General features: G+C 61.1%; 16 protein-coding genes. 9 read left to right on the top strand and 7 right to left on the bottom strand.

The features are described from left to right. Window positions 1-10: 10 nt before the first annotated feature. The 3 genes from xerC to FYK55_RS21680 all read right to left on the bottom strand — a co-directional run bounded on the left by xerC (window position 11) and on the right by FYK55_RS21680 (window position 2,216). Window positions 11-913 (bottom strand): tyrosine recombinase XerC, encoded by a 903-nt coding sequence (gene xerC / locus FYK55_RS21690; RefSeq protein WP_150078778.1) that lies wholly within the window; start codon window positions 911-913, stop codon window positions 11-13. A 6-nt stretch (window positions 914-919) separates the two neighbouring features. Beyond that, a complete protein-coding gene (locus FYK55_RS21685) occupies window positions 920-1,165 on the bottom strand; it encodes a hypothetical protein (RefSeq protein WP_150078709.1) in 246 nt (81 codons plus the stop codon). A gap of 490 nt (window positions 1,166-1,655) precedes the next feature. After that, window positions 1,656-2,216, bottom strand: coding sequence for a hypothetical protein (locus FYK55_RS21680; RefSeq protein WP_150078708.1), 561 nt, complete (start codon window positions 2,214-2,216; stop codon window positions 1,656-1,658). A gap of 404 nt (window positions 2,217-2,620) precedes the next feature. Between FYK55_RS21680 and FYK55_RS21675 the strand changes: the two genes are divergently transcribed. From FYK55_RS21675 to FYK55_RS21650, 6 genes are all read left to right on the top strand, one after another. After that, complete coding sequence (locus tag FYK55_RS21675; protein WP_235908880.1) at window positions 2,621-2,851, top strand: hypothetical protein; 231 nt, start codon at window positions 2,621-2,623, stop codon at window positions 2,849-2,851. Window positions 2,852-3,094: 243 nt separating this feature from the next. Then, complete coding sequence (locus FYK55_RS21670) at window positions 3,095-4,276, top strand: NPCBM/NEW2 domain-containing protein (protein ID WP_150078707.1); 1,182 nt, start codon at window positions 3,095-3,097, stop codon at window positions 4,274-4,276. Continuing rightward, complete coding sequence (locus FYK55_RS21665; RefSeq protein ID WP_235908879.1) at window positions 4,273-6,219, top strand: S1C family serine protease; 1,947 nt, start codon at window positions 4,273-4,275, stop codon at window positions 6,217-6,219. Before FYK55_RS21670 ends, FYK55_RS21665 begins: the two co-directional genes overlap by 4 nt. Then, complete coding sequence (locus FYK55_RS21660) at window positions 6,216-7,340, top strand: S1C family serine protease (RefSeq protein ID WP_150078706.1); 1,125 nt, start codon at window positions 6,216-6,218, stop codon at window positions 7,338-7,340. The genes FYK55_RS21665 and FYK55_RS21660 overlap by 4 nt, the downstream gene beginning before the upstream one ends. Before the next feature lie 12 nt (window positions 7,341-7,352). Further along, window positions 7,353-9,374, top strand: coding sequence for a PDZ domain-containing protein (locus FYK55_RS21655; RefSeq protein WP_150078705.1), 2,022 nt, complete (start codon window positions 7,353-7,355; stop codon window positions 9,372-9,374). Window positions 9,375-9,440: 66 nt separating this feature from the next. Next, window positions 9,441-10,505, top strand: a complete 1,065-nt coding sequence (locus tag FYK55_RS21650; protein WP_150078775.1) for a ThuA domain-containing protein — start codon at window positions 9,441-9,443, stop codon at window positions 10,503-10,505. A 190-nt stretch (window positions 10,506-10,695) separates the two neighbouring features. On the opposite strand, the gene FYK55_RS21645 is transcribed toward FYK55_RS21650, so the two are convergent. The 3 genes from FYK55_RS21645 to FYK55_RS21635 all read right to left on the bottom strand — a co-directional run bounded on the left by FYK55_RS21645 (window position 10,696) and on the right by FYK55_RS21635 (window position 14,544). After that, complete coding sequence (locus FYK55_RS21645) at window positions 10,696-12,612, bottom strand: hypothetical protein (RefSeq protein ID WP_235908878.1); 1,917 nt, start codon at window positions 12,610-12,612, stop codon at window positions 10,696-10,698. After that, window positions 12,590-13,483, bottom strand: coding sequence for a 3-deoxy-8-phosphooctulonate synthase (gene kdsA, locus FYK55_RS21640; RefSeq protein WP_315854064.1), 894 nt, complete (start codon window positions 13,481-13,483; stop codon window positions 12,590-12,592). Before kdsA ends, FYK55_RS21645 begins: the two co-directional genes overlap by 23 nt. A 77-nt stretch (window positions 13,484-13,560) precedes the next feature. After that, on the bottom strand, window positions 13,561-14,544 hold the full coding sequence (locus FYK55_RS21635; protein WP_150078704.1) for a diacylglycerol/lipid kinase family protein: 984 nt from the start codon (window positions 14,542-14,544) through the stop codon (window positions 13,561-13,563). Window positions 14,545-15,390: 846 nt separating this feature from the next. On the opposite strand from FYK55_RS21635, the gene FYK55_RS21630 reads away from it, so the two are divergent. Genes FYK55_RS21630 through FYK55_RS21620 form a run of 3 tightly spaced genes read left to right on the top strand, consistent with a single transcriptional unit; the run spans window position 15,391 to window position 19,900 of the window. After that, on the top strand, window positions 15,391-16,893 hold the full coding sequence (locus tag FYK55_RS21630) for a BamA/OMP85 family outer membrane protein (protein WP_235908877.1): 1,503 nt from the start codon (window positions 15,391-15,393) through the stop codon (window positions 16,891-16,893). Further along, window positions 16,893-18,557, top strand: coding sequence for a BamA/OMP85 family outer membrane protein (locus tag FYK55_RS21625; RefSeq protein WP_150078703.1), 1,665 nt, complete (start codon window positions 16,893-16,895; stop codon window positions 18,555-18,557). Before FYK55_RS21630 ends, FYK55_RS21625 begins: the two co-directional genes overlap by 1 nt. A gap of 2 nt (window positions 18,558-18,559) precedes the next feature. Then, complete coding sequence (locus tag FYK55_RS21620; RefSeq protein WP_150078702.1) at window positions 18,560-19,900, top strand: SMI1/KNR4 family protein; 1,341 nt, start codon at window positions 18,560-18,562, stop codon at window positions 19,898-19,900. 331 nt (window positions 19,901-20,231) lie between these two features. Here the strand turns inward: FYK55_RS21620 and FYK55_RS21615 are convergent, their stop codons facing one another. Continuing rightward, on the bottom strand, window positions 20,232-23,777 hold the full coding sequence (locus FYK55_RS21615) for a hypothetical protein (protein ID WP_150078701.1): 3,546 nt from the start codon (window positions 23,775-23,777) through the stop codon (window positions 20,232-20,234). Window positions 23,778-23,808 lie beyond the last annotated feature (31 nt).

Raw genomic sequence — 23,808 nt, 5'->3', positions numbered from 1 at the left:
GCAGGCGCAATCATTTGGCCCGCGGGTGCGCCCGTTCATACACCTGGCGCAAGCTTGCGGCGCTGACGTGCGTGTAGATCTGCGTGGTCGCCAGGCTCTTGTGCCCCAACAACTCTTGCACGCTGCGAATGTCTGCCCCGCGATCCAACAGGTGCGTGGCAAAGGAGTGACGCAACGTGTGGGGACTGGTGCGAGTATCCAGGCCGGCGGAAGCCAGATGTTTTTCCAGCAACCGTCCCACGCTGCGGGTGGTCAGACCGTTGCCGAATCGGTTCACAAAGACGGGAGCCTTGCGGCCCAGCGCCGCCGTTTTCTCGCTCCGCTGTCGGCGGGCCGCATAGCGATCGATTGCTTTCAGGGCGAAAGATCCGAGCGGACAAATGCGTTCTTTACGTCCCTTTCCGCGAATTCGCATGATCTGCTCGTCGGCGTCCAGATCCTCGTCGCGCAGCCCCACGAGTTCGCTGACGCGCAGGCCGCCGGAATAGATCGTTTCCAGGATGGCGCGATCCCGCAGACCGTCTACCTTGTCGGCCGGAGGGGCCAGCAGCAAACGTCCGATCTCTTTGTCCGACAAGACGTGAGGAAGCTTTCGCTCTCGGCGCGGGTTCCGAAGCGGTTTGGCCGGATTGCTGTCAGCCAGTCCGGCCCGCATCGCAAACTTGTAAAAACTTCGCAGCGCGGCAAGCTTGCGGGCGATGCTGGTGCGGGCATAGTCCGCCTTCTGAAGCGCCGCCTGGAACGCGCGCAGGTCTTGCGGCGTCAGCCGATCGGGCTCGGGAACCTTGCCCCGCGTGCTTTGCAACCAATCAACGAAGCTGAACAGGTCCTCGCGATACGATTTGATCGTCAGCTCGGACGCGTTCCGCTCATTGACCAGGTACCGAAGGAATTGCGCGATCGCCGAGTGCATGCTCACCTACCGAAAGTCTTCCGCCGAAAGACTGTCCATCTCGCTGTCGATCAACAGATCATCCTCAACGGGAACCGCATCCCGAATCTTGCGGCTGAGCATGGCAGCGTCATACCAAGAGAAATCCAGCTCAGGGTCGGCCGCGTAACGGGCCAATTGCCGGAGCGTTTGATCGCGATTGGCATCGTCAAACAGGAAGATGAATTTTTCCTCGCCCTTGACCAACGCCAACACGTTAATCTCTTTGTCCATTTTGGTTGACTGCCTGCGCTTCCGCGAAATACCTGTGCGAGACGGATCGTTCCAATCAAACGTGGTGGTCCACTTTGATTCGATCCTGTAAGCAGCTATCGGCTGTTGGGAAAGGAATCGATGAGAACCGTTGCAAGGGATCCAGCAGCGACGGCGATGGTTCTCCATTCGGTCGCTACCAGTGCCAACCGTTCCCGGACTCGGACAGCTGTCACAATCGTTCAGGTCCCCAGCAAGATCGTCGCTAGAGGGCGTCCCAATTGACGCCAAATTGATGTAGCTACCGTCGCCAGAAGGTGGCTGCTTTCAACGTGATAGAAAGCCGACGCAAGCCGGCGTCCGAATTGACGCCAAATGAATGGAGCCACCGTCGCCAGACGGTGGCTGAATTCAACGCGATGCCCGTCAACCGGCTTCGCTCCGTTCGGCACCAACGGATGCGTTTCAGCCGGGCATCCCAGGCGAACACCGGATCAGCGCGGGGATCGCATCAGTACGGATAAACGTACACTGGAACCCAGACGGTACGCTGAGCGGGATAGCGACTGCTCATCATCGGAATGCTGTTCCAATTGGGGCGCAGCGGTTCATAACCAGCCCAACGATTGCGTTCCAAGCGTTCCATTCTCTGGCGTGCGTGGTATTGCGCCCGAGCGGTTCGCAGTCGTCGCGCATTGGCCTTTTGGTCGCGATAATCCGCATCGCTGGGGACCGCATCGACCAGCCGCGGAGCGGCCGGATCGAGGGTTCGCTCGACCGGCATCTGGTCGACGGGCGTGCGGTTCGCCGGGGCTTGCACCAACGTCCCGGGAAACAGGCCGTCCTGATCGCCAAACGGATCCTCTTGCGGTGCGAACGGGTCGTCCGCCTGGAACGGATCACTCACATCGGCCGACTGCTTGAATGCACCGGCCGCTTCCGAGAACGGGTCCTTCGCGCTAGCGACCTCGTATTCCCAGGGTTCGTCCGCCAACGCCGTGTTGGCCCCCGGAGCGAGGCAGGCGGTGGTCATGGAGAGACCGATCAGGAGTGATTTCAACTTGGCTTGCATGGGAATTCCCGCTTCTAGAATGACGCGTCGTCCAGCAACGGGATTCGGCAAGATTTGCCGGGGTGCCTCAACTCACCCGAATCGGAACGGTCGAATAACAGTCGAAACGGTCGGTTCATGCCGATTATCTGGCTGTCGATGGTTGTATTGTTGCCATTGGGGTGATGAACGGCAAAAGTGACCACACGGGGATAGCCTTCTCGCCTGGCAGAGCAAAGAATGCTGGCTTACCCACGAATGGGACTGCGGGCCGACTTCGCAGCGTTGCCGGCCGACGCTCCCGGGCCAAAGCTGTTTGGGTTTTTCCCGGCCGACAGCCCCACTCGTTCGCGCGACTTGCTCGTTCGGAATGAAAGCTCCGTCAGCAGAGCGTTTTTCCTAACCTGACTTTGGAGAAAAGCACGATGAAATCAGTTTCTCGATTCTTGCTCGGCACGATGGCTGCCGGATTGTTGAGCTTCTCGCTGGGATGTGAGCCGCCGAAACCGCCGGCACCGGTCGAAGAACCCACCGCCGAAGTGAGCGACAACACGACCGCAAACACCACCGCCGGCACGGAAACCCCCGTTGCCGAAACTCCGGCCGAAGAAGAAGCTCCGGCCGAAGAAGCCCCGGCCGAAGAAACAGCCGAGTGATCCAAATCGGACCGGCGGAGGGGGCGACGCCACCGATGTCTCCCCCTCGCCAGATAAAAACACTGAATTGCCGTCGGGGCTTCTCGACGGCAATTTTTTTTGCAGCTCGGCTGGATTGACGCCGAACCGCCAGCGACCCTGCCTGGCGTTTTATTTCTCTGCCAAGCGGAGGTGATTCGACCGGCAGGACGTTGTGATAAACTGTGCATCTTGCGGCCCCTTCCCCCGTCGATTGGACCTTCGATGCTGTTGATCACTTTGTGGCTTTCCACCCTGGCGCCCGGTTGGCTGGCCGGTGTGTCGGTCGGAACGTTGGCCCTGGCAATTCCCGTCCAGCTGGAAACCGCTTCCGGCGAACAAGTCGAAGGCGATTGGGCCGGAACGACGGAGTCCGCCGTGCGAATCCAAAGCGGTTCGGAAACACGGGAAATCCCCTTCGATCAGATGGTTGCCATGCGACCGAAGTCGGCGCCGGATGGTCGCATCGGTCCGACCATCCACGTCGACTTGGTGACCGGCACCACCATTGCCGCCGATGATGTTTCACTGACCGACACCAAGTTGCAAATCGAACCCCGGGACCAAGCCGCATTGGAAGTGCCGCTGGACCAGGCCGGTTCGATTCGGTTTCGGGCCGCATCACCAGCCACCGACCCGCAGTGGTTGGGTCTGACCGAGGGAGAGAACCGTCAGGATTTGATGGTGATTCGGCGTGGGGGCGACCAACTGGACCCGATCCAAGGTGTGGTGCTGGGACTGAATTCCAAAACCCTGCAATTTGAATTGGACGGGGATGAACTCGAGGCACCGCTGGAACGTCTCGAGGGCGTCGTCTTTCGCACCGCACCGCGTGAACCGAATGCGACGCCGGTGAAGGTATCAGACATTTTTGGCTCGACGTGGATGGCCAGCCAATTGGAACCGTCCGGCGACGAAGATTCTGTGTTGGTGCGTCTGCCCGGCAATGTGAAACATTCCATCCCGCTGCAGCAGATCCGGTCAATCGCGTGGACCAGTGGTCGGATTTTGCTTGCAGATCAGCCGCCCGCGCAGCGCGGCATCGAATTGTTCATCCGGACAAGCATCCCGGCCAACCTGGTTTCCGAATGGTTCGGACCGCACGCTGAAGGCCAGGACCTGATCGGATCGGCCGGAGGATCGATCGAGTTTCGTGTTGAAAGCGGGTTTGAAACGTTCGCGGGAAGCGTTCAGCGGGATTCCGCGGTGGCGCGTGGCGGCTCGGTCGCGGTTCGAATTCTGGTTGACGGGGATGTCCGCTGGGAACAAACGATCAAGGACGATGCCCCGATGGGCTTTCGTGTCGACATCGCCGGAGCCCGCCGCGTGGGCCTGAAAGTGCTGCCCGCCGGCGACGGAGACGTGGGAGATCAGATCCGATTCTTGAAACCAAGGTTTTTGAAGTGAGACGGAACACTGTTTCCTGGGGCATCGCGGCAGGTCGACACCCTGCTGTGCACGCGTGCCTCAAGACGGGAAGGTCCGCGGTCGGTTGGCTGCTGGTGACCGTCGCGGCACTCACGCTGCCGACACGTCCCGGCGCATCCGGAGACGTTCGGGCCGCCGAGCCGATTCAACTGGATCCGATCATCCAGCAAGTCGAGCAGGCCAGGATCGACGCGATCGACCGCGCCCGACCGAGCGCCGTCAGCGTCTACGTTCCCGGCGGTGGAGGCGGCGGCAGCGGAGTCCTGATCTCCAAAGAAGGCTACGCGCTGACCAACTTTCACGTCACCAGCCCGGCGGGCAGCTTCATGCGATGCAGCCTGAGCGACGGAAGGGTCTACGATGCCGTCCTGGTCGGCTTGGACCCGGTCGGCGACCTGGCGATGATCCGGCTGCTTGGCCGCGATGACTTCCCCGCCGCGACCATGGCAAACAGCCTCGCCGCCCAACCGGGCGACTGGTGCATGGTCATCGGCAATCCGTTTCTGCTGGCAAGCAACCTGCAGCCGACCGTCACGTGGGGAATTCTTAGTGGTGTGGGGCGCTACCAGTATCCGTCGGGAACCCTTTTGGAGTACGCCGATTGCTTGCAGACGGACGCTTCAATCAATCCGGGCAACTCCGGCGGTCCGATTTACAATGCCGATGGGGAACTGCTCGGGATCGTCGGCCGGTGTTCGTTCGAAAAGCGTGGACGGGTCAACGTCGGCGTCGGCTACGCAATCTCAATCAACCAGGCAAAGAACTTCCTGGGCTACCTGCACAGCGGCAGGATCGTCGACCACGCCACGCTGGGAGCCACCGTGACGACCGATCCCGACGGCGGTGTGGTTGTCAGCAACATCCTGGAATCAAGCGATGCCTACCGTCGGGGCCTGCGCTACAACGCGGAAATTCTGGAAATCGACGGCCGTCCGGTCAGCACGGCAAACGACGTCCAGAACGTCCTGGGGACGTTTCCCAACGCGTGGCGTATCGAAGTCGTGTTCCGCGTCGACGGGGAAACCAAGCGGGCTCCGATCCGTTTGATGAGCGTGCACCAGAAGGACGAACTGTTGGCGAAGATGTCTGCCGCGTTGCCTCCTCCGCCGCCGGTCCCGGACGCTCCGGAAGAAACTCCCGACGGCTCCCCATCACCGGAGGATTCGCCCAATGAAGGCGAGGACGGGGAAGGCGATGACTCGCAGCAGCCCCAAGATCAACCGCCCTCGGAAGGCGAACCGAAGCCGCAGGAAGAATCGCCCGACAATCCGCACACCGGCGGGAAGAAATCCATTCCCCCACAGGTTGCCCAGCGGATTATCGATCGTCGCGGATACGCCAACTACTACTTCAACCAGTTGGAACAAGATCGGTTCATTGAATCGCTGCGTGCACAGTTTCCCGGCGGGAAGGCCGACGAACGCGTGTCCTGGGTGATCAACGGGAAAACCTCCGAGGGCGCCGAGGTGAAGCTGAACGTGGCGCAGGACCTGTATGCGATGGTCGTCGGCGACAACGCCCTCCAGGCCGGTTCCCAAAGTGAACTGTTTGACGCCGTGGAGGCACAAACCATTGGTGGAATCCTGCCCGCCCTGGATGCCTGGCGGATGATGTTGCAAACCGGACCGAAGAAGTTTGGCGAGACCTACTATCTGGGCACGATGCCGCTTGGCGGCCAACGACCGTTGCGTGACTGCACCGTCGGACTGTACGGCGGAATGGAGATCCGCTGGCTGTTGCATCCCGAAACCGGCAACGTCGAATGCATCGAAGTCTTTGCCGACCAGGATTCCGACCCGGCAGAATTGTGGCTCTACCGTGACGGCGACAATGTCAATCGGATGGAGTTGCGATACGGCACCGAACCGGTGTTGAACATCGATGTTTCGGAATGGAAGCAAGTGGAGCCGAGTCAACCATGACCCCGTCAAACCCAAACCCGGTTCGCGCCTCCGGCCTGCGGCCCGATCGCCGGCAGGACACCTCTGTCCGGTTCGGACGAATCCATCTCCATCGGCGTTCCTCGACCCACCGGACGGCAACACGCCGCTTTTCGCTGATTGCCGCGGCGCTGTTGTGGATCTGCGGACAATCGGTTTACGCACAACCACCGGTCGCCACCGACGCCCGCGACATCCAGCAGCGTGTCGTCAAGATTTACGGCGCTGGAGGCATGCAGGGACTGGAAGCCTACCAAAGCGGCTTCCTGGTTTCTCCCGAAGGTCATATCGCGACGACCTGGAGCTACGTCCTGGACGTGGAACCGATCGTGGTTCTGGACGACGGTCGACGGTTTGAGTCAACAATTGTCGGCATCCAACCGGCGCTTGAATTGGCGGTGCTGAAGATCGACGCGACCGACACGCCTTACTTCGAGGTCGGCAAAGAGCTGGAAGCCCAGTGGGGTGATCCGGTGCTGGCGGTCAGCAATCTGTTCGGCATCGCGGCGGGAGATGAACCTGCCAGTGTGATGCAGGGAACCATCGCGGCGGTCACGAATCTGGACGCACGCCGGGGTACGTTCAAAACACCGTATCGAGGCAAGGTGTTGATTCTGGATCTGATCGCCAACAATCCCGGTGCGGCCGGCGGTGCCGTGGTGGACCAGAACGGCCAACTGGTCGGCATGATCGGCAAGGAACTCCGCGACGCGAGAACCGGAGTCTGGCTCAACTATGCATTGCCGATCACGGCCTTGCGAACAGCCATCGGCGACATCCTGGCCGGACGGGCGACCACCGCCCCGAAGGAGGAAACGCCGATGCTGAGCCGTGAACAGTCGCACAATCTGGAGACGCTCGGCTTGGTCTTGGTTCCCGACGTGCTTGAATCCACTCCCACCTACGTCGATGCGGTGACATCGGGCAGTCCGGCCGACAAAGCGGATTTGCGGCCCGACGATTTGATCATTCTGCTCAACGGTCAACGTGTCGCCGATCAGCGCTCGCTGGTCGATCTGCTTCGGCGGATCGACCGTCGTGACGCCGTGTCCATGACGATCCAGCGCGACACCGAAGTGCTGCCGATCCGGTTGCAGCCTTAGGAGAGTCTCCCCGTGAAATTTGTTGAGTTCAGTTTCCTTTCGGATCTCCGTCCCGGTCGCGTGGCCGCTTCGTTGCTGCTCCTGCTTTCGGTAACACTGTCCGCGTCCCACGCACAGGAAGCCGGCGGAGAGCCCAGGGAGAATCGCGCCAAATATCGCGCCGCGCTGGCCGCAGCGGTGCGTCAGGCGGCGCAGGCGGTGTTGCCCTCGACCGTGTCGATCGAAGTGATCGGCGTGTCGGAAAGCGGCGGTGGCAACAATCAGAGCGAAGTCGCACAGGATGCGCCGACCTGCGGCGTCGTCCTGGATGCCCAAGGCTACATCATCGCCGCGGACATCATTGTTCGCAGACCTTCGGCGAGCATCCTGGTCGTTCTGCCCGATGAAACGCGGCTGGCGGCACGGGTCGTCGCACGCGACCATCACCGCGGTTTGGTGATGCTGAAGGTCGACCCCGATTCGCCGCTTCAACCGGTCGAACTTCCCGACCAGATTCAGACTCCCGTCGGGTCGACGGTCGTTACCGTGGGGCGTTTGGGGGGTGATCTGTCACCGATCGTCAGCACCGGAATCTTGAGCGCCGTCGATCGCTTGGAAGGAACGATGCTGCAAACCGATGCCCGTGTTTCGCCGTCCTTTTACGGCGGTCCTTTGGTGGACCTTCATGGGAACGTGATCGGCATCTCCGTCCCCGCGGTCGCCCCCGGCGGAGCGCCGGATGAGACCAGTTGGTACGACTCCGGAATCGCCTTCGCGGTGCCGACTCCAGTCCTGGCCGCAAAACTTGCTCGACTGAAAGAAGGTAACGACATCAAAAAAGGGCTGATCGGCATTGTCCCCAAGTCACAGGATCCGCTTGCCGAAGGTACCGAATTGGCAGCCGTGCGATCTCGGTCCCCCGCGGAACAGGCGGGGATCAAGCCCGGGGACACGATCGAAGCGATCGCGGGAAAGCCGGTGCGAATGTTCCAAGAAATCAAGCAAGCTTTGGGACCCTTTGATGCCGGAGAAACCATTCAGATTCGGCTGGCCAGGGACGGAGCCTCACAGGACGTTCAGGTCACACTGGCCGATTCGATTCCGCCGCTGCAACCGCAACGTCTGGGTGTTTGGGTGGCGGACGGTGAATCGGACGATCAAGACGGTCCCGGCGGTGTGATGGTCCGCGGCGTGGTGCCCGCCACCGCGGCCGACGGTGTCCTTCAAGCGGACGACCGCATCTTGCAAGTCGGTCAAACCACCATCGAAGACGTCTCCACCCTGCGTCGCCTGATGATCACGGCGGTCCCGGACCAGGCGTTGACGGTCAAGCTGTCTCGGCAAGGCAAAACGCAAGACGTGCAGATCACGCCGCAATCGATTGCCGGCGACGCTCTGCAAGAAACCCTCCCGGACTGGGAACCCGAAGATCCTGAAGCCGAGTGGAAGGTCCAGTCGCTACGATTGCCGGATGTCGCAAACCTGGCATCCTATGTGGCCCCGTCCGCGGAGGACGTCAGCGACAACGACGCAATCGGCCTTTTGGTCTTGCTGCTGCCACCGGATCAACGGGACCCCGCCGAAACGTTGAAGTCTTGGACGGCGGTTGCTGGTCGACACGGAGTCGTGGTGTGTGCGATTTGCAGCGAAGATGAAAAACGCTGGCAACCGACCGAGATCGACATTGTGTCGCGAATGGTGACGATGCTTTCGCAGCGATTGCCGATCGGCGGACCGGCGACGGCGATCGCGGCACCGGGTGCCATCAAAGGCGTTGATGCCTCGGCTGCCGACTCCATGGTGATCGCGATCGCACTTTCGGACCGTGGAAACTTTTCGGGGATCGCCGTCTCGGCAGAGACGCGACCGCCCGCCGTTCGTCTCCGTGAAAACGAACCCGACCGCTCGCTGGAAATCCTGATGCCGATCAAATCACTGGACGACGGACCGACCTGGTTGGCCCCATTGGTCGGCGCCGGCTATCCGGTCGCACTGGGAGGCGACAACGAATTGTCCGACCTGCTTCGTTGGACGCGGTTGCTGCAAACGATTTGAGATATAGTTTTCGCCCAGACCTCCTCCACTTTGCCTTCCCCCAAGAACGAGTCCTGCGAAATGCCGATGCGTCGCTCCTTCCTGTTTTCGACTTTCCTGGTATTGATCGCTCTGATCGGTGGCCAATCCGTTGACGCTTCCGCGGACGACGCTCGGGGCACTCTCCAATTCAAAGCGCCGGAAGCTTCCCGCGGTCACATCGTTCTGGTCGCCGGCGACGAAGAGTATCGCAGTGAAGAAGTGATGCCGATGCTGGCCAAAATCCTCAGCCAGCGTCACGGCTTCGATTGCACCGTACTGTTTGCGATGTCCGCCGATGGAAGCTACATCGACCCGAACAACTCATCGGGAGTGCTGGGCTGGGAAGCCCTGGACGATGCCGACCTGATGATCATCGGGACCCGATTTCGCACCCCCGACGACGAACAGGCCGGACACATCACCGAATTCATCAACGCCGGCAAGCCGGTGATCGGCGTCCGCACGGCAACCCACGCTTTTACCGGCGGCGGAAAGTTCGGAAGCGACCTGCCGTACGGCAAGTTCGGCCGCATGATTTTGGGCGAAGAGTGGGTCAACCATCATGGCCAACACAAGCGACAGGGAGCCCGAGGTGTGATTGCCGAAGGCCAATCGGAACATCCCGTCTTGAATTCGGTCTCCGACATCTTCGTTCCCTCGGATGTTTACGGCGTCACGCACTTGAGCGACGACGACACGATCCTGCTGCGTGCCGCGGTGACCGAAAGCCTGGATCCCAAGTCGAAGAACGTCGAAGGTGCGAAGAACGACCCGATGCAACCGTTCGCCTGGCTCCACACGTATGTTTCGCCAGACGGCACCGAGGGCAAAGCGTTCTGCACCACGGCCGGCGCTTCGGTCGACTTTGTCAACGAAGACTTGCGACGACTGGTCGTCAATGCGGCGTACTACCTGACCGGACACGACGTGCCGCAAAAGGCGGACGTGCGGGTGGTCGATCCTTTCTACCCGACCTTCTTCGGGTTCATCCGAGAAGACGGTTACTACAAGGATTTGGATTTGCAGCCATCGGATTTCGCGCTCGGCAAGTCACCTTCGCGGGAAGACCCCAAGGGCAGCCCGGAATGGAACTTCCGCGATCGCCCGTGATTTCGATTCGGGGCAAAGTCGCATCAGCTCCAGTCGTGAAGCGACGACAGCCCCCTGCCGTCGGCGCAAGCGGACGGAAACGGCCCCCAAAAAATCACTAGCCGCGAAGCGGCGACAGCAAGACTTTCAGCGAGGACCGTCACTGACGCGGCGGACCACCACGCTGGCAAGCATGCGACGCGGTTCGAACTCAGGACTCTTCCGCTTGCCCAGCCTGTTTCGCCAGCAAGCGCGCGCGGACTCGATTGCCGTGTTCCTGCGGCTCACCGACGCGTTTGTACAACTCGATCGCCCGATCCGTTTCCCCCAACGCCTCGGCAACCCGCGCCAAGTTGTAACGGGCTGATGGTTCCCAGTACGACTGCTGTTCTTCGTCCAGGGCACGTTTGCTGAACCAGTTTTCCGCCGTCTCCAAGCGGCCGTCGTCCGCTTGCAGCAGACTCAACCAATACGTCGCGGTGCGTTTCCCCATCCGCATCAGGAACTGGATCTGGGTGAGCTGTTGGTCCCACTGTTCCGAACCGGTGCCCAAATCACGCCGCAGACCGTAGGACTGCTGCAAGTCCACATCGATCCGCAAGTCGTCGATTTCGAATTCGGGAGCACGCTGCTGCATGTACAAGGTCCGCGCGCCCTCGATGCTTTCCTGCTCATCGTCGCTGAATTGCCCGGTCAAGTGCTGCCAGCGACCTCGAGCCAACTTGTCCGCCATGTCAAAATCGCCATCCAGCATCGCCCATCGCGCCTTGTACCAAAACGCAAACTGCGGATCCCGCTCGGCATACGCTTCGCACGTGGCCCGATAGACCTCCGCCAGATAGGGAACATCCCAGATTCGAACGCTGCTGATCCCGGTGACGGCATCGAAATCGGCCGCCAACTGATCGACGTCCACGTAAACGTTCATGCGTCGGTTTCCGGTCAGCCCGGACTGCAACTGCTGCATCCGCGGGCTGATGGCTTCGGGCAGCACGTTGAACAGCGCCGCACACTGTTGGGCATTTTCCTTTGCGATCGGATAGGTGAACTGGTCAAAACCCGCAATCGACAACCGTCGCAGAACCAGCGGGTCGCGACGAGCTTGTGCCAAGGTGGCGATCCCTTCTTGCCCCGGTCCTGGGACGAAAATGCCCAACCGAGGTTCGAACAGGTAGATTTGGTCGCCCAGCAGGACGCCAACGCAAAACGGCGTCAGATCCCCGGTGCTGTCATCAATCGACGCCAGCACGGCGGCCGGAATTCCCGCTTGCCGGCACAGCTGTGTGAATACGCCGGCCCGCTGCAAGCCGTCGCCGGTGCCACGGATCAATGTTTGGTAGTCGGTTTGGCGGTATCCCGGTCCGCGGAACTCCATGCCCAACGGAAACGATGGGCCCGGCGGCGCGGGGGTCTGGTCGAAGTCCGCTTCCAGAGCGATGTTGCGGACCGTCCAATCGAACAGCCGGGTGGCGGTCTTCAATTGAGCCACCGTTTCACCGCCCAATTCCTTTTCTTGGGCCTTGAACCAATCGGTCAACAAGGACTCATCGTGCTGATCCGTATCCACCCAGTTGTACAGAGTGTTGAACAGATAGCAGTCGCGGAGGTGGTCCGCGTCTCCAGGCAGGAATGTCAGGCTGCCCGAACGTCGTGTTAATTGGTCCGGCGGCATCACTCCCTTGACCGTGTCCAACAGCTCGGGGACCTTGGCATCCGGCTCCGGCTTCGATTCGCTCCATCGGTTCAAGTGATAGGCGATCTGCCGTTCCGCCTTTTCCGGCTCCAAGTCGATGTACTGCCGCAGCAGCACAAAGATTTCTGCAAGGTGGTCCTGCTGGGTGACCATTTGCTGCTTGGCCTGCCGCTGGTTCTGGATCTTGCGGACCAGCGCCGTGTCATCGCCGCAACCGACCAGTGCGACCATCGCGAACAGGGCCCCCAAGGCCAACCAACGACCCGCTCGATGTTCAATCCGGATCCGATGACGATCGGCGACCGCACCAGCGCTGACGGCGGGCAGTCGAGCGGCGGAAACGCGTCGGTGTGGGGGGGCTAACGTGTCACGTTTGCCGGAGCGAATCGGGACGGCCCGGGACAAACTGGGATCAAGATGCGTGGGAAACGCCATTCAATTGGCCAATCGATTGAATCGTGTGTCGGATCTGCAGCAGTCGGTCAACCAGGGCCGCGAACTGCGCCAGCGGAACCATGTTCGCGCCGTCGCTGGGGGAGGTTTCCGGACGGGGATGTGTCTCGAAGAAGACCGCGTCGATACCGATTGCTACGGCGGCTCGGGCCAATGGTTCGACCATTTGGCGGTTTCCCCCGGTCGACCCTTGGCCGGATCCGGGACGCTGCACGCTATGGGTCGCATCGAACACGACGGGGACCCCCAAGGAACGCATGATCGGCAACGCCTGCATGTCGTTGACCAACCGCCCGTAGCCGAAAAAAGTCCCGCGTTCGCACAACAGCACGCCACCCTCGCCGGCCGCGCGCGCCTTCTGCACGACATACTGCATGTCCTCGGGCGCCATGAACTGGCCTTTCTTGACATTCAAAGGCTTGCCAGTCTCCGCCGACGCCGTGATCAGATCCGTTTGCCGAGCCAGAAATGCGGGGATTTGCAACAAGTCGCAAACCTCGGCGACCGTCGACGCCTGCTGCGGCAAGTGGACATCCGTGGTCGTTGGCAGCCCGCTGGAACGGCCAATCTTATCCAACATCGCCAATCCCTCGTCCAGTCCCGGTCCGCGATCGGCTCCGACACTGGTTCGATTTGCTTTGTCGAACGACGCCTTGAAAACCACGTTGACGTCGGGCCGCTGATTCAGCTGCACCAACACCTCCGCGATCTGGTCGGAAATCGCTTCGTTTTGCAAGACACAGGGCCCGGCAATCAGCAGCAGCGGTTGATCGGGCCCGCACCAATAGGGGCCGACGGCGACGGGCGAGACGGCTCCGGAAGCCATCCCTTCGTTTTCTGAGGAGGTGTTCATGCGGTGAAGTTTCGACGATTCGCGGCCCGATCGCAATCGCAGTCCCGCCGGCGGCGCGTGCCGCGCGAATCCGATCTTCAGGTCGGGACCGGGGCGACCAACGGCCCCTCGAATGCGGAGACGGCGTTCGTCTGCGGTTCGGAGATCACCCGGGTGTAGCCCGGCGGTAACAGCAACCGAATGCGTTTGGGCAACACCTTGATCTCTAACGGCAGCCGGCCGGCGTAATCGCCATCCAGCTGGAACGCCACGCGGCGTTCCGCTTCGATACGGACGCGGGCGACTCGTCTGCGTTTGACATCCGCGAAGCCGCGGTGCCGCCCACCCGCGATCCCGGCAATGTATCGCAGCCCGCTCAAGACCGAACGGCCGCCAAACGTGATCAGATCCATCTGGCCGTCATCACTGCGCGCGTCAGGCTCAATTCTTAAACTGGCCGCATAGCAGGGCAGGTTGAACGCCATCGCCCACCCGACCGAAACGTCATCGATCAATTCGTCGGATTCATCCCAGCAACGAACCCGAACCGGCGGGAATCGATATCGGCCGATCGTGCGCAAGATCGGCGCCAGGTAACTCAGCCTCGAAATATGGCCTCGACGCCGCAGATGCAGCCGCCGAACCACCTCCGCGTCAAAGCCTGCCGAAGCCATGATCAAGAACAGACGACCGTTGGCCATCCCGGCATCCATCTGAAACGATCGCGAGGCCAACAGGGTCCGCAGGACCGCTTCCGCATCGTTGGACTGGCCGAAATACCGGGCCAACAGGTTCTCCGTGCCCATCGGCATTGGAATCAACGGCGTGTCACTGCGAGTCAATGAGGCCACCAGACTGAGTGTCCCGTCGCCACCGGCCGCCACCACCACCGGCTGCGGCAAACCGCTGCGGCGTCGATCCGCGGTCAAATCGACCAATTGCTGGCTGTCGGCGACGACCTGGCATCGCAGGTTCCGTCCCGAATTCCCAATCAATTCGATCAACCGGGGGATCTGCTCCCTGGCCGCACCGTTTCCGGCATTGGGGCTGGTAAAAACGATCACTTCGCGTTGCATTGACATCAATTCCGGTGGTTGAGCTCAACGCCTGGGTGGACGAATCGAACCTTCCGCATTTTAAGCTTAAGCCGGCATTGTACCTTCGCCAAATGATCGGCCGCCCCGACTCGTTCCCGGGCTCCCGCCCGGGAACGCAATGCCCCGCTGGCTCCGCCAGCTCCACAGGGAAGGTTGGCCGGCAGAGCCGGCAACACATCCGGTTCCAAGGCGGGAGCCTTGGAACCAGGCGCCGTTTCGCGCTCTCGTTCCCGGGCTCCCGCCCGGGAACGCAATGCCCGCTGGCTCCGCCAGCTCCACAGGGAAGGTTGGCCGGCAGAGCCGGCAACACATCCGGTTCCAGGGCGGGAGCCTTGGAACCAGGCGCCGTTTCGCGCTCTCGTTCCCGGGCTCCCGCCCGGGAACGCGATGCCCGCTGGCTCCGCCAGCTCCACAGGGAAGGTTGGCCGGCAGAGCCGGCAACACATCCGGTTCCAGGGCGGGAGCCTTGGAACCAGGGGCCGTTTCGTGCTCTCGTTCCCGGGCTCCCGCCCGGGAACGCAATGCCCGCTGGCTCCGCCAGCTCCCCGGTCACGCGGCATGTCGTCGGTTTTCGATCTGCTGATATTCCGGGGGGCCACACCCGCCGGAAATCCAACCGTCAATCGGTCCCGCTGCCCGGGGCTAAGGCGGTCAGAGCCTACCGAGGGATGATTTATCGCGGTTTTCCAGATTCGGACCTCGCGTCGGCGATGAATCTGCCTTGTCTTCGCCCTCCCCTCATTGGTAACACCGCAAAAGCTCCCCCGGAGCACGGCTCAAGACGCGAAACGGATTTCGCGTCGCCTTCGTCGAACCGAATCGCGCCACCTCATGAATCAGCGGCACCACGAGCCCAATCAACGGCCCTTGCGGTCCGGACACTGCGTCTGGCTAAGAGATTGCAGCGGTCCCAGAGATCACCTCGGTCCCCACGTCCGCAGCGTCCTGGCACGCGTCGGAGGCGCACTGGTCGTCTTCGCGGTCCTGTTCGGGAATACAGCGACGACCCGGGCCCAATTCGGCGGACCGGGAATGGGCGGTCCTGCGGGGCAGAGCGGCGGAATCACCGGACCGGCTGAACGGCCGCGATTTCGGGACCACATTCATAACCAGGATCTGTTGCCGATCGGGCGTGAAACAGGTGGCAAAGTCATCGCCAGCGTGGACGTCTCGGGCAACCGCTCCTTGGCTGAGAATACGATTCTGCAGGAGATGCAGACCAAGAAAGGACGGTTCTTCAGCCGCGAAGTGCTGCTCGGTGACATCCACCGGTTGAACAAGATGAACTCGTTCGACCATGTCAGCTTCAAGACACGCGAGACCCCCGACGGGATCGCCGTGACCTTCATTGTGCACGAACGGCCGTTGATCACGCGGATCGAATACCACGGCAACCAACGTCTGAACGACCGTGAATTGGTGGGCCGGTCGGGTCTGGCGGTGAAGGACCCGCTGAGCGAATTCTCGGTGGAATCGGCGCGTCGACGCCTGATCGACTACTACAAGGAAGAAGGCTTCAATCAGGTCGCGATCACTTCAACCATCGGATTCGAAGACCAACCCGGATTCGTCGTCTTTCGAATCAACGAGGGACCGAAGGAACGCATTGCGGACATCAAGATCGTCGGCAACAGCGTGCTGAGTGCGGCCCGCCTGAAATCGCTGATCAAAAGCAACGGTCCGCTGCTGGGCGTGTATGGCTACGCGTTCAACACCGCTGACATCAAAAAGATCGATCAAGACGTCGACATCCTGGCCGCCACCTACCACAACCTGGGATATTTGACCGCCACGGTGGGACGACGGCTGGCGTACGACGAAACGGGCAAGTGGCTGACCGTCACCTTCGTGATCAACGAAGGACAGCGTTTCAAAATCAACAGCGTGCAGATCGTCGGCAATCAGTTCATCACGGAGGAATCGCTTCGAGCCCGCCTGGAGCTACAAGCCGGTGACATGTTCGACGGCACGATCATGAAACGTGACGTCGGCGAACTGGTCTACGGTTACGGCGAGCTGGGCTTCATCTACGCCGACATCCAACCGCAGACGGTGATGCTGGATGAAGAGAACACCGTGGACCTGGTTTACAAGATCAACGAAGGCGACCGATGGAAGATCGGACAGATCCGCGTCAACATCGAAGGCGAACCCCACCTGATGCGTGAGACCGTGATGCTGAACATGCTTGATATGCGGGAAGGCGATTTCATCGACCGGCGACTGCTCGAGATCGGACAACGACGCTTGTTGAACAGTCAGCTGTTGGAAACCAATCCGCAGATCGCTGATCCGCCGGACATCATCGTCGAACCGGTGGAGGACGCGTACTGATGACACCACGCCCCCAAGTCTTCCACAACCGCGACGCCGCACCCGCCACGGCAATGCCCTCTCGCAACGACGCACGCGACAACAGCCGCATGGACTCCTTTGACCTCAGATTGCCGACTGCCGACCGGTTGCACCGCAACCGTCGCCGCACCCCGCGGTGGACCTCGGTCCTGTTAGCGGTCGGTGCTGTGTTGGCTACTTCCTCGGTGGGAAGCGGCCAAACCGGCCAACCTTACACGCAGCCCTACGGCCAACCATCCAACCAACAAACTTACGGACAACCCGCACCGTCCTACAGCCAACCCGGCCAACCCTACAGCCCTTCCGGTCAATCTTACACCCAGCCCTACACGCCCCCGCAAAGCTACTCACAGCCCGGGCAACCCTACGTCCCGTCGGCTCCGCCGGCGTATCCTCCGCCGCAAACGGCGCCCCCGGCTTCACCACCGAGCACACAAACATTCCCGCCAACGCAATTCGGACCTCGCACGCCTCCAATGGCCCCTCCGGGTGCGATGATGCCCGGGACCGGCGAAGTGTTTCCGCCGGTCGGTACCGCTCCGGTCTACACCCCGAACGTTCGTGTGGCCGACTTGGTCGTCAACGGTTTTCCCGCACGCACCGGACGCATCATGTTCGGCGGTGCCGTCAACAGTGACGCCGGCGTGACCGGACAAGTCACGATCGATGAACGCAACTTCGACATCATGCGGTGGCCGCGGTCCTTCCGTGACTTCTTCAGCGGGACCGCCTTTCGCGGCGCCGGACAAACGTTTCGGCTGGAAGCCGCACCTGGCAGTCAATTCGATCGCTACTCCCTCCAATTCGCCGACCCGAACCTGTTCGGATACCTTCCCATCAGCTTCTCGTCCAGCGGATTCCTGTACGACCGACGCTTCCGCGATTGGGACGAAAACCGGCTGGGGGCTCGATTCTCCTTGGGCTACCGGATCACGCCCGACCTTTCGATCGCCGTCGGCATTGGCGGTCAAAACGTCGAAGTCGACAACATTCGAAAACCCTACGGCGGCGTGCCGGAGCTGAACGAACTGGAAGGCAACAACGAACTGTACAGTGGCACCATCAGCCTGACACATAACACGCGCGACAGTCCCATCCAACCGAGCCAGGGGCACTACTTCGAGCTGAAATTCGAGGAAACGTTCGGCGATTTTGAGTATTCCCGACTCGAGGTCGAACATCGAAAATACTGGCTGCTTGCTTCCCGAGCCGACGGAAGTGGTAAGCAGACGTTGTCCTACAGCACCCAATTGGGTTTCAGCGGCAACGACACGCCCGTGTTCGAGCACTTCTTCGCCGGCGGTTACGCCACGCTTCGCGGATTCGATTTCCGCGGAGCCAGCCCCGTCGTCAATGACATCGAAATTGGCGGTCAGTTTCAGTGGCTCAATTCCGTCGAATACATGTTCCCGATCACGGCGGACGACGCTTTTCGCGGCGTCGCATTTTGTGACTTCGGGACCGTGGAACAGAGCGTTAAACTGGATGCCGATACTTTTCGTGTGGCACCCGGCGTCGGGTTGCGCGTCGCCATTCCAGCCTTGGGTCCGGCTCCCCTGGCGTTCGATTTTGCCTTCCCCGTGGCCAAAGCGGACTATGATGACGAGCGGATGTTCAGTTTTTACATGAGCCTGATTCGTTAGCCTTGCACCAGTCGCAAAAACCATCCGGCACGCCTCGCCCGTGGTCGCGGCAAATTCAGGCACGATACGAATGCCAGCTTTCCGACGACCTGATTGCCTGGTTTGACGATGCCGCGTGGCAACTGGCCGACGGCCAATCGTCGGGCGAGTTTTGCTTCGCCGTGCCGCCGGAACAATTGCTCTGTGACGCTCCGCCCGCCATTTGGCCGGCCTTGATGCCCTGCGATTTTTTGCCGGTCCTTGGCAACGACATGGGCGACTGGCTGTGCATCCGCGTGGGCGACGACGGGTCCACCGACCAGATCATCCATTGGTACCACGGCGGCGGCGACTGGATCCCCTGGGGCAATTCGCTGTCCCAGGCCATCCTGTTCGATCAGGTCCGCGGACGTTTGCCCGGCAGCCGAGGACACGCCGTCGCACCGCTGAAGACGGAATCAACATCGGATCCTGCTGGCGGCGATCGACGATTGGCCGAGTGGGCGATCGGGCGTTTGTCGGCGACGACCCGAACTGCGGCGAAGGCAGTTGCAACGCTGCAAGAACTTTCCGGGTATGAGTTGGCCAACGCATTGCTGGAACAGCACTGGTGTGAACCCGCCGTCCGCTGCCAAATGATCATCGACGCGTTGGCAAATCGCTGGTTGACCCCCGAACAGATCCAAAGCTGGCAGCTGGACGACGCCGATCAGGTGCAGCAATGGCTATTTGACAACCGGCGAATCGCCCCGGAGCGGCTGTCACAAATCGCTTCCCAGCACGGAATCTCCGTCGATCAATTGCTTGCCGATCAGTCCTGGGCCGACGTCGCGATGCACTGCCGGCACGTGGTGCAGTCCGCACCGGAACTTTCCTGGGGATATGAGCTGTTGGGATACAGCCACGAACGGGAAGGAGAAATCGAACAGGCGATCGAGCTTTACCGAAGGGGCCTGAATTGTTCCGTCTTCACCGACCAGACCGTCCGCGTTCGGACGCATGGATTCGACGCCGGCGGACAAAAGTTCTCCGCCACCCGACTGCAAGCAATCGGCTATCGCCCCGCCGGGGAATTCGAGCGCGAGTACCTGCAACGGTTGGGGTTTGACGACACCGATCGTCGCCGAGAAGCCGTTCAGAGTTTCTTTTCCGACCTGGCAGCCGAGGCAGAGCGGCAGGGCGACCCCGGTCGCGCCCATCGACTTTGGTGCCGCGCCGGCTGGGACCTGGGAGCCGAACCGATGACCGCCTTCGCGGAACTGCTCAGCCGGACCACCGCGGCAGCCAAGGACGCCGGACGCCCCGCCATGGGCGCCGTCGCGGCAACCCACCGCGAATGCTTCCGCCAACGTTACGGACTGTAAAACCTGCCACAACCGGTGCGGTCCACATAAGCGGCTAGGCGCTAGCCGCCGGTCGGTACGCGAGGCACAACGTCTCCCTGCGGTCCATCGAGGTCCCACGGACGACGGCACGGCCCCAGCCGCGAAGCGGCGACAGCTTTCTGCCGTCGGCGTAAGCCGACGGAAACCGCTGCCCAGAACACCCCAGCCGCGAAGCGGCGACAGCAAAACCGTCAGCGAGAACAGCGGCAATCTTCCCCTCGCCCCTCCTTGAAAAGCAGGGCGAAGAAAGCGGCACGAACTTCATCGCCGCCCGCAGAAGCATCCTGCCACGGCGGCCCAACGATCTCCCCTAAACGCTCGCCAACCGATCGGCCAGGACGGGATCGTCCGCTGCAACCCGCATCGGATCGGCGCCGAGCGTCCCGACCAGACTTTTGACGTAGTCCGGCTTCTCGGCCTCGGCCAGCTTCTCCCGCGCATAATCCAACCGCTCTTGCAGGTTCATCTCGGTCGCCACTTCGACATGGTCGGGATCCAAGTAGACGTTCAATCGCTCGATGCAGTCGCGCCAGTGTTGGATGTCGCGATCCTGCTGTTCGACCAGACGACGCTTGTACCAGTCGCTTTCCAGCAAGTGTTCGCGGGTAAACATTTCGCGGATGCTGGGATCGTCGATCGTTTTGCCTTCGTGGGTGCCCTTGTCCAAAATGTCCAGGATGGCCCGCAGGGGAGGACAAGCCAGGTCGTAGCCGCCGTCCTCCATGTATCGCCGGGCAACTTTCTGTTGGGCTTCGGCGATGTGCAGAATCCCATCGGCGAATGAATCCAGATCCTGCTTTTCCGGTTGCAGGATTTCATCGCTGAAGACCTTGCCGGGATTGTCGAACACGCGGGCCATGTAGGTTCGCACGAACCGTCGGGTGATTCGATAGCCCAGGCGGCTGGCGGGAATCGAGTTGCCGTCATGCTCAAAGTCTTCGATCTTTTCCAGCATGCCCGCGCGAATCATGTGAGCCGGGTCGCGTTCTTCCGGTCCCAGCCGACACCAGACTTCGGGGATCAGCAGGGAGATGTCGTGGCCGACTTCGAAACGCGGGCCGATATGTCCGGCCGCCGTGCTGAACCCGCCCAACTCCGTCAGGATCATCGACACGATCATGTTGTTCATGTCGGTCGAGGGCATCAGCGCGTTGAAGGGCCCTTTGGTGAGAGCGCCCTCGCTGCCCGCACCGGTCGTGCTGGGACTCTTGCCGGTCAAAGAACACAAGTAATCCATGACCAGTTCTGGAAGCTCCTGGTAGTGCAGGGGCGAATACACGGCCAGGGATCGGATGCCGGTTTCGGGATCCGGAGGATTGTTTCGTCGTCCTCCCAACACCGCGCCGACCGGGATGTGGATCGGATCATCGGCTTTCAGTCCGCGATGAAACTGGATGCCGCGGCGGGCGACATAAGTATCTCGAGCATTGACCATGTCCGGGCGGTCCTGCAGATACCGCGGATTCTTGGTCGGCTTTCCGTCGACGATCCGCGGATGGGAGGTGCTGACCACGTAGCTGTCTCCGTGTTCCAACGCGTCGGCCAGCAACTCCTTCATCGGCGTGGTGTACCGGTCGAACTCGATCGCGTCTTGGACCACTTCGGCCACGTCTTCGGTCGAGAGCGGCTCGAAGTTGCTGATGAAGTTGGCTGGTTGGGAAAGGTCCCATTCGGTTTGCTTGTCCAGACCACGGTGAACGGCGTCGTCGGGTCGCTGGAACAATCGGTACTCACAGTTCTCGACGAACTTGTAACTCCCGGCGGGCTGAATCGCCTTGCCAAGATTCGAAATGGCTTCGGCCGGAGCGACTGCACTGGCGCTGATGTCATCTTCGCGCTGCACCTTGGCGGCGGCGATGAAGTCCTGTCGCAACTTGAACGTGCGCCACCGGTTTTCGTCCAGCCCGACGCGGAGGTAGGTCCCAACCAACGTCCGGTCGCCAATCTTCAATTCATGGCCGGGCGTCCCGTTGACGATGTCCACGCCGAAACGTTCCTTCCAATTCGTCGTGCCTTCATCCCCGGTGAAACGTTTGATGATCAGCGCCATCGAGTAGACGTGTGGCGGAATCTTTTCCAGCCAGCGGTTGTAGTCATCGTTGTAATCCGGTGACGGCGTCAGCAACTTGATCACGCTGCCCAAACTCCGCGCCGGATCCAAGACCGCTCGGCTGGGCCCATCGGTGTAATCGGTGCGGCCTTGGTAGGACTCCGACCAACGGTGCGAATAATTTTTCTCGAAGATCTCATCCAACATCGCAAAGTCCGTCTCGCGATCGTTGATGAAGATCGGGCCGTACAGCATGTAGTCCCGCAGACTCTTGCTGATTTCGCTTTTCCCGCCGCCGCTGACCGTGCAGGGCTTGTGGCAAAAGATGCCTTCACCGACCGTTCCGACCAACCGCCACGACGGAGCGGCCGGGTGTTTTTCCAGTCGAATCTGGTAGCCGCTGGGGGCGATGTAAACCTGGTCGGGCGACAACCCGATTCGGTATTCTTCGCCATCCCGCTCCCACTTGATGCAACGTTCCGCCATCGTTGCTTTGGCATTCTCGGGGATGTAGACGATCGATCGATCAAAAATGTCGATCCCGTAACCCTCGGGCTTGACGTCAATGAACTCGCCATAGTCGCGAGCGACGTCCTTGAAGGTCCGACCGTTGTACCGCCGGCTGTCGACTTGAAACTCTTCGCCCAACGAGTACGAAGCGAACGCCAACGCGCCGCCGGCGTGTTCCTCTTCGGCCCGCCCCATCAGATTGCAGGCGTAGCTGATCTGCGTTTTGACTTCTTTCTTGCAATACCCGTAGTAGTTGTCCGCAATCAGCGTGACCACGACGCCGGACCGATCGCGGCAGGTCAGCTTGAACGCACCGCCACCGTTGTACCGCTCCGCTTCGTCGCTCCAACACATTCCGTCCCGCCGTTGACGGGCCGTGGCATCTTTCTCGTGCGGCAGCCCCAATTCCTTTTTCGTCAGCCGGGTCAGGTGCGGAGCCAAAATCACGCACCCCGTGTGCCCGGTCCAGCCGCGGGTGTCCAGACCCGCATCGTTCTCCGGAACCAACGGATCGCCGGCGTTGCCAAAGATCGACTCGACAAAGTCCAGATTGCTGACCAGGCATCCGGGAACGAAGAATCGTGTTTCCATCGACTTCGCTTCACAAAACCCCGGGATCGCAGGGCACACCAACGGACGCAGCAGCAACGACACCCAAGTCCGCGACGGCCGCTCCGCATGACTGGTGTACGGCAACAGCATGATGTCATCGGGCGGATTCATTGCGGCGCGAAAGATGTTGACGAACACCTCTTTGGGCACGGCCAACTTGTCGCCGGGGATCGGCAAACCGCCTTCGACGACGTGGAACGTTCCCGCCGTCGTGCGGCGGTCGGCTCGAGGGTTGTTCAGCACGCCGTTGCGGCAGCGATACGAGCTGACCAGATCGTTGCGGAATTCGTCTCCGTCGATCGGCAAACTCAATTCACGGGCCATCCCATGACGGTCAAGGGTCAACGTGTGCGACGGCAGACTCAATTCGTCCCCGTCCAGTTCGTCACGGAAGTACTTCGAAAGGAAGGTTTCGATTCGGGAATCCACCGGGACTCGGTGCGAGGACAGCAGCCGCGTCTTTTCCCGCATGCTGTCCAGAATGCCGGCGGAAAACTTGGTCATCGAGTGGGCGACCGAGTCGTCCGGCGGCAGCAAACCGGCAGCAGCCAGCTGGAGCGCCAAGTAGTTGCGGAGATTCGTTCGCTCGGCCGGATCGGTCGAGATCGACCTGTACCACCCGACTGCCCGTTGAAGTTCGCCAGCATCCCGGTAGAGGGAAAGATTTTCACGGAGTAGCGACATAAGATTCGTTGCGGTTATGAGGCTGAGTGGT

Origin of the sequence: Roseiconus nitratireducens, assembly GCF_008629675.1 — a bacterium.
GTDB lineage: Bacteria > Planctomycetota > Planctomycetia > Pirellulales > Pirellulaceae > Stieleria > Stieleria nitratireducens.
This window is presented reverse-complemented; position numbering and strand designations above follow the sequence as displayed.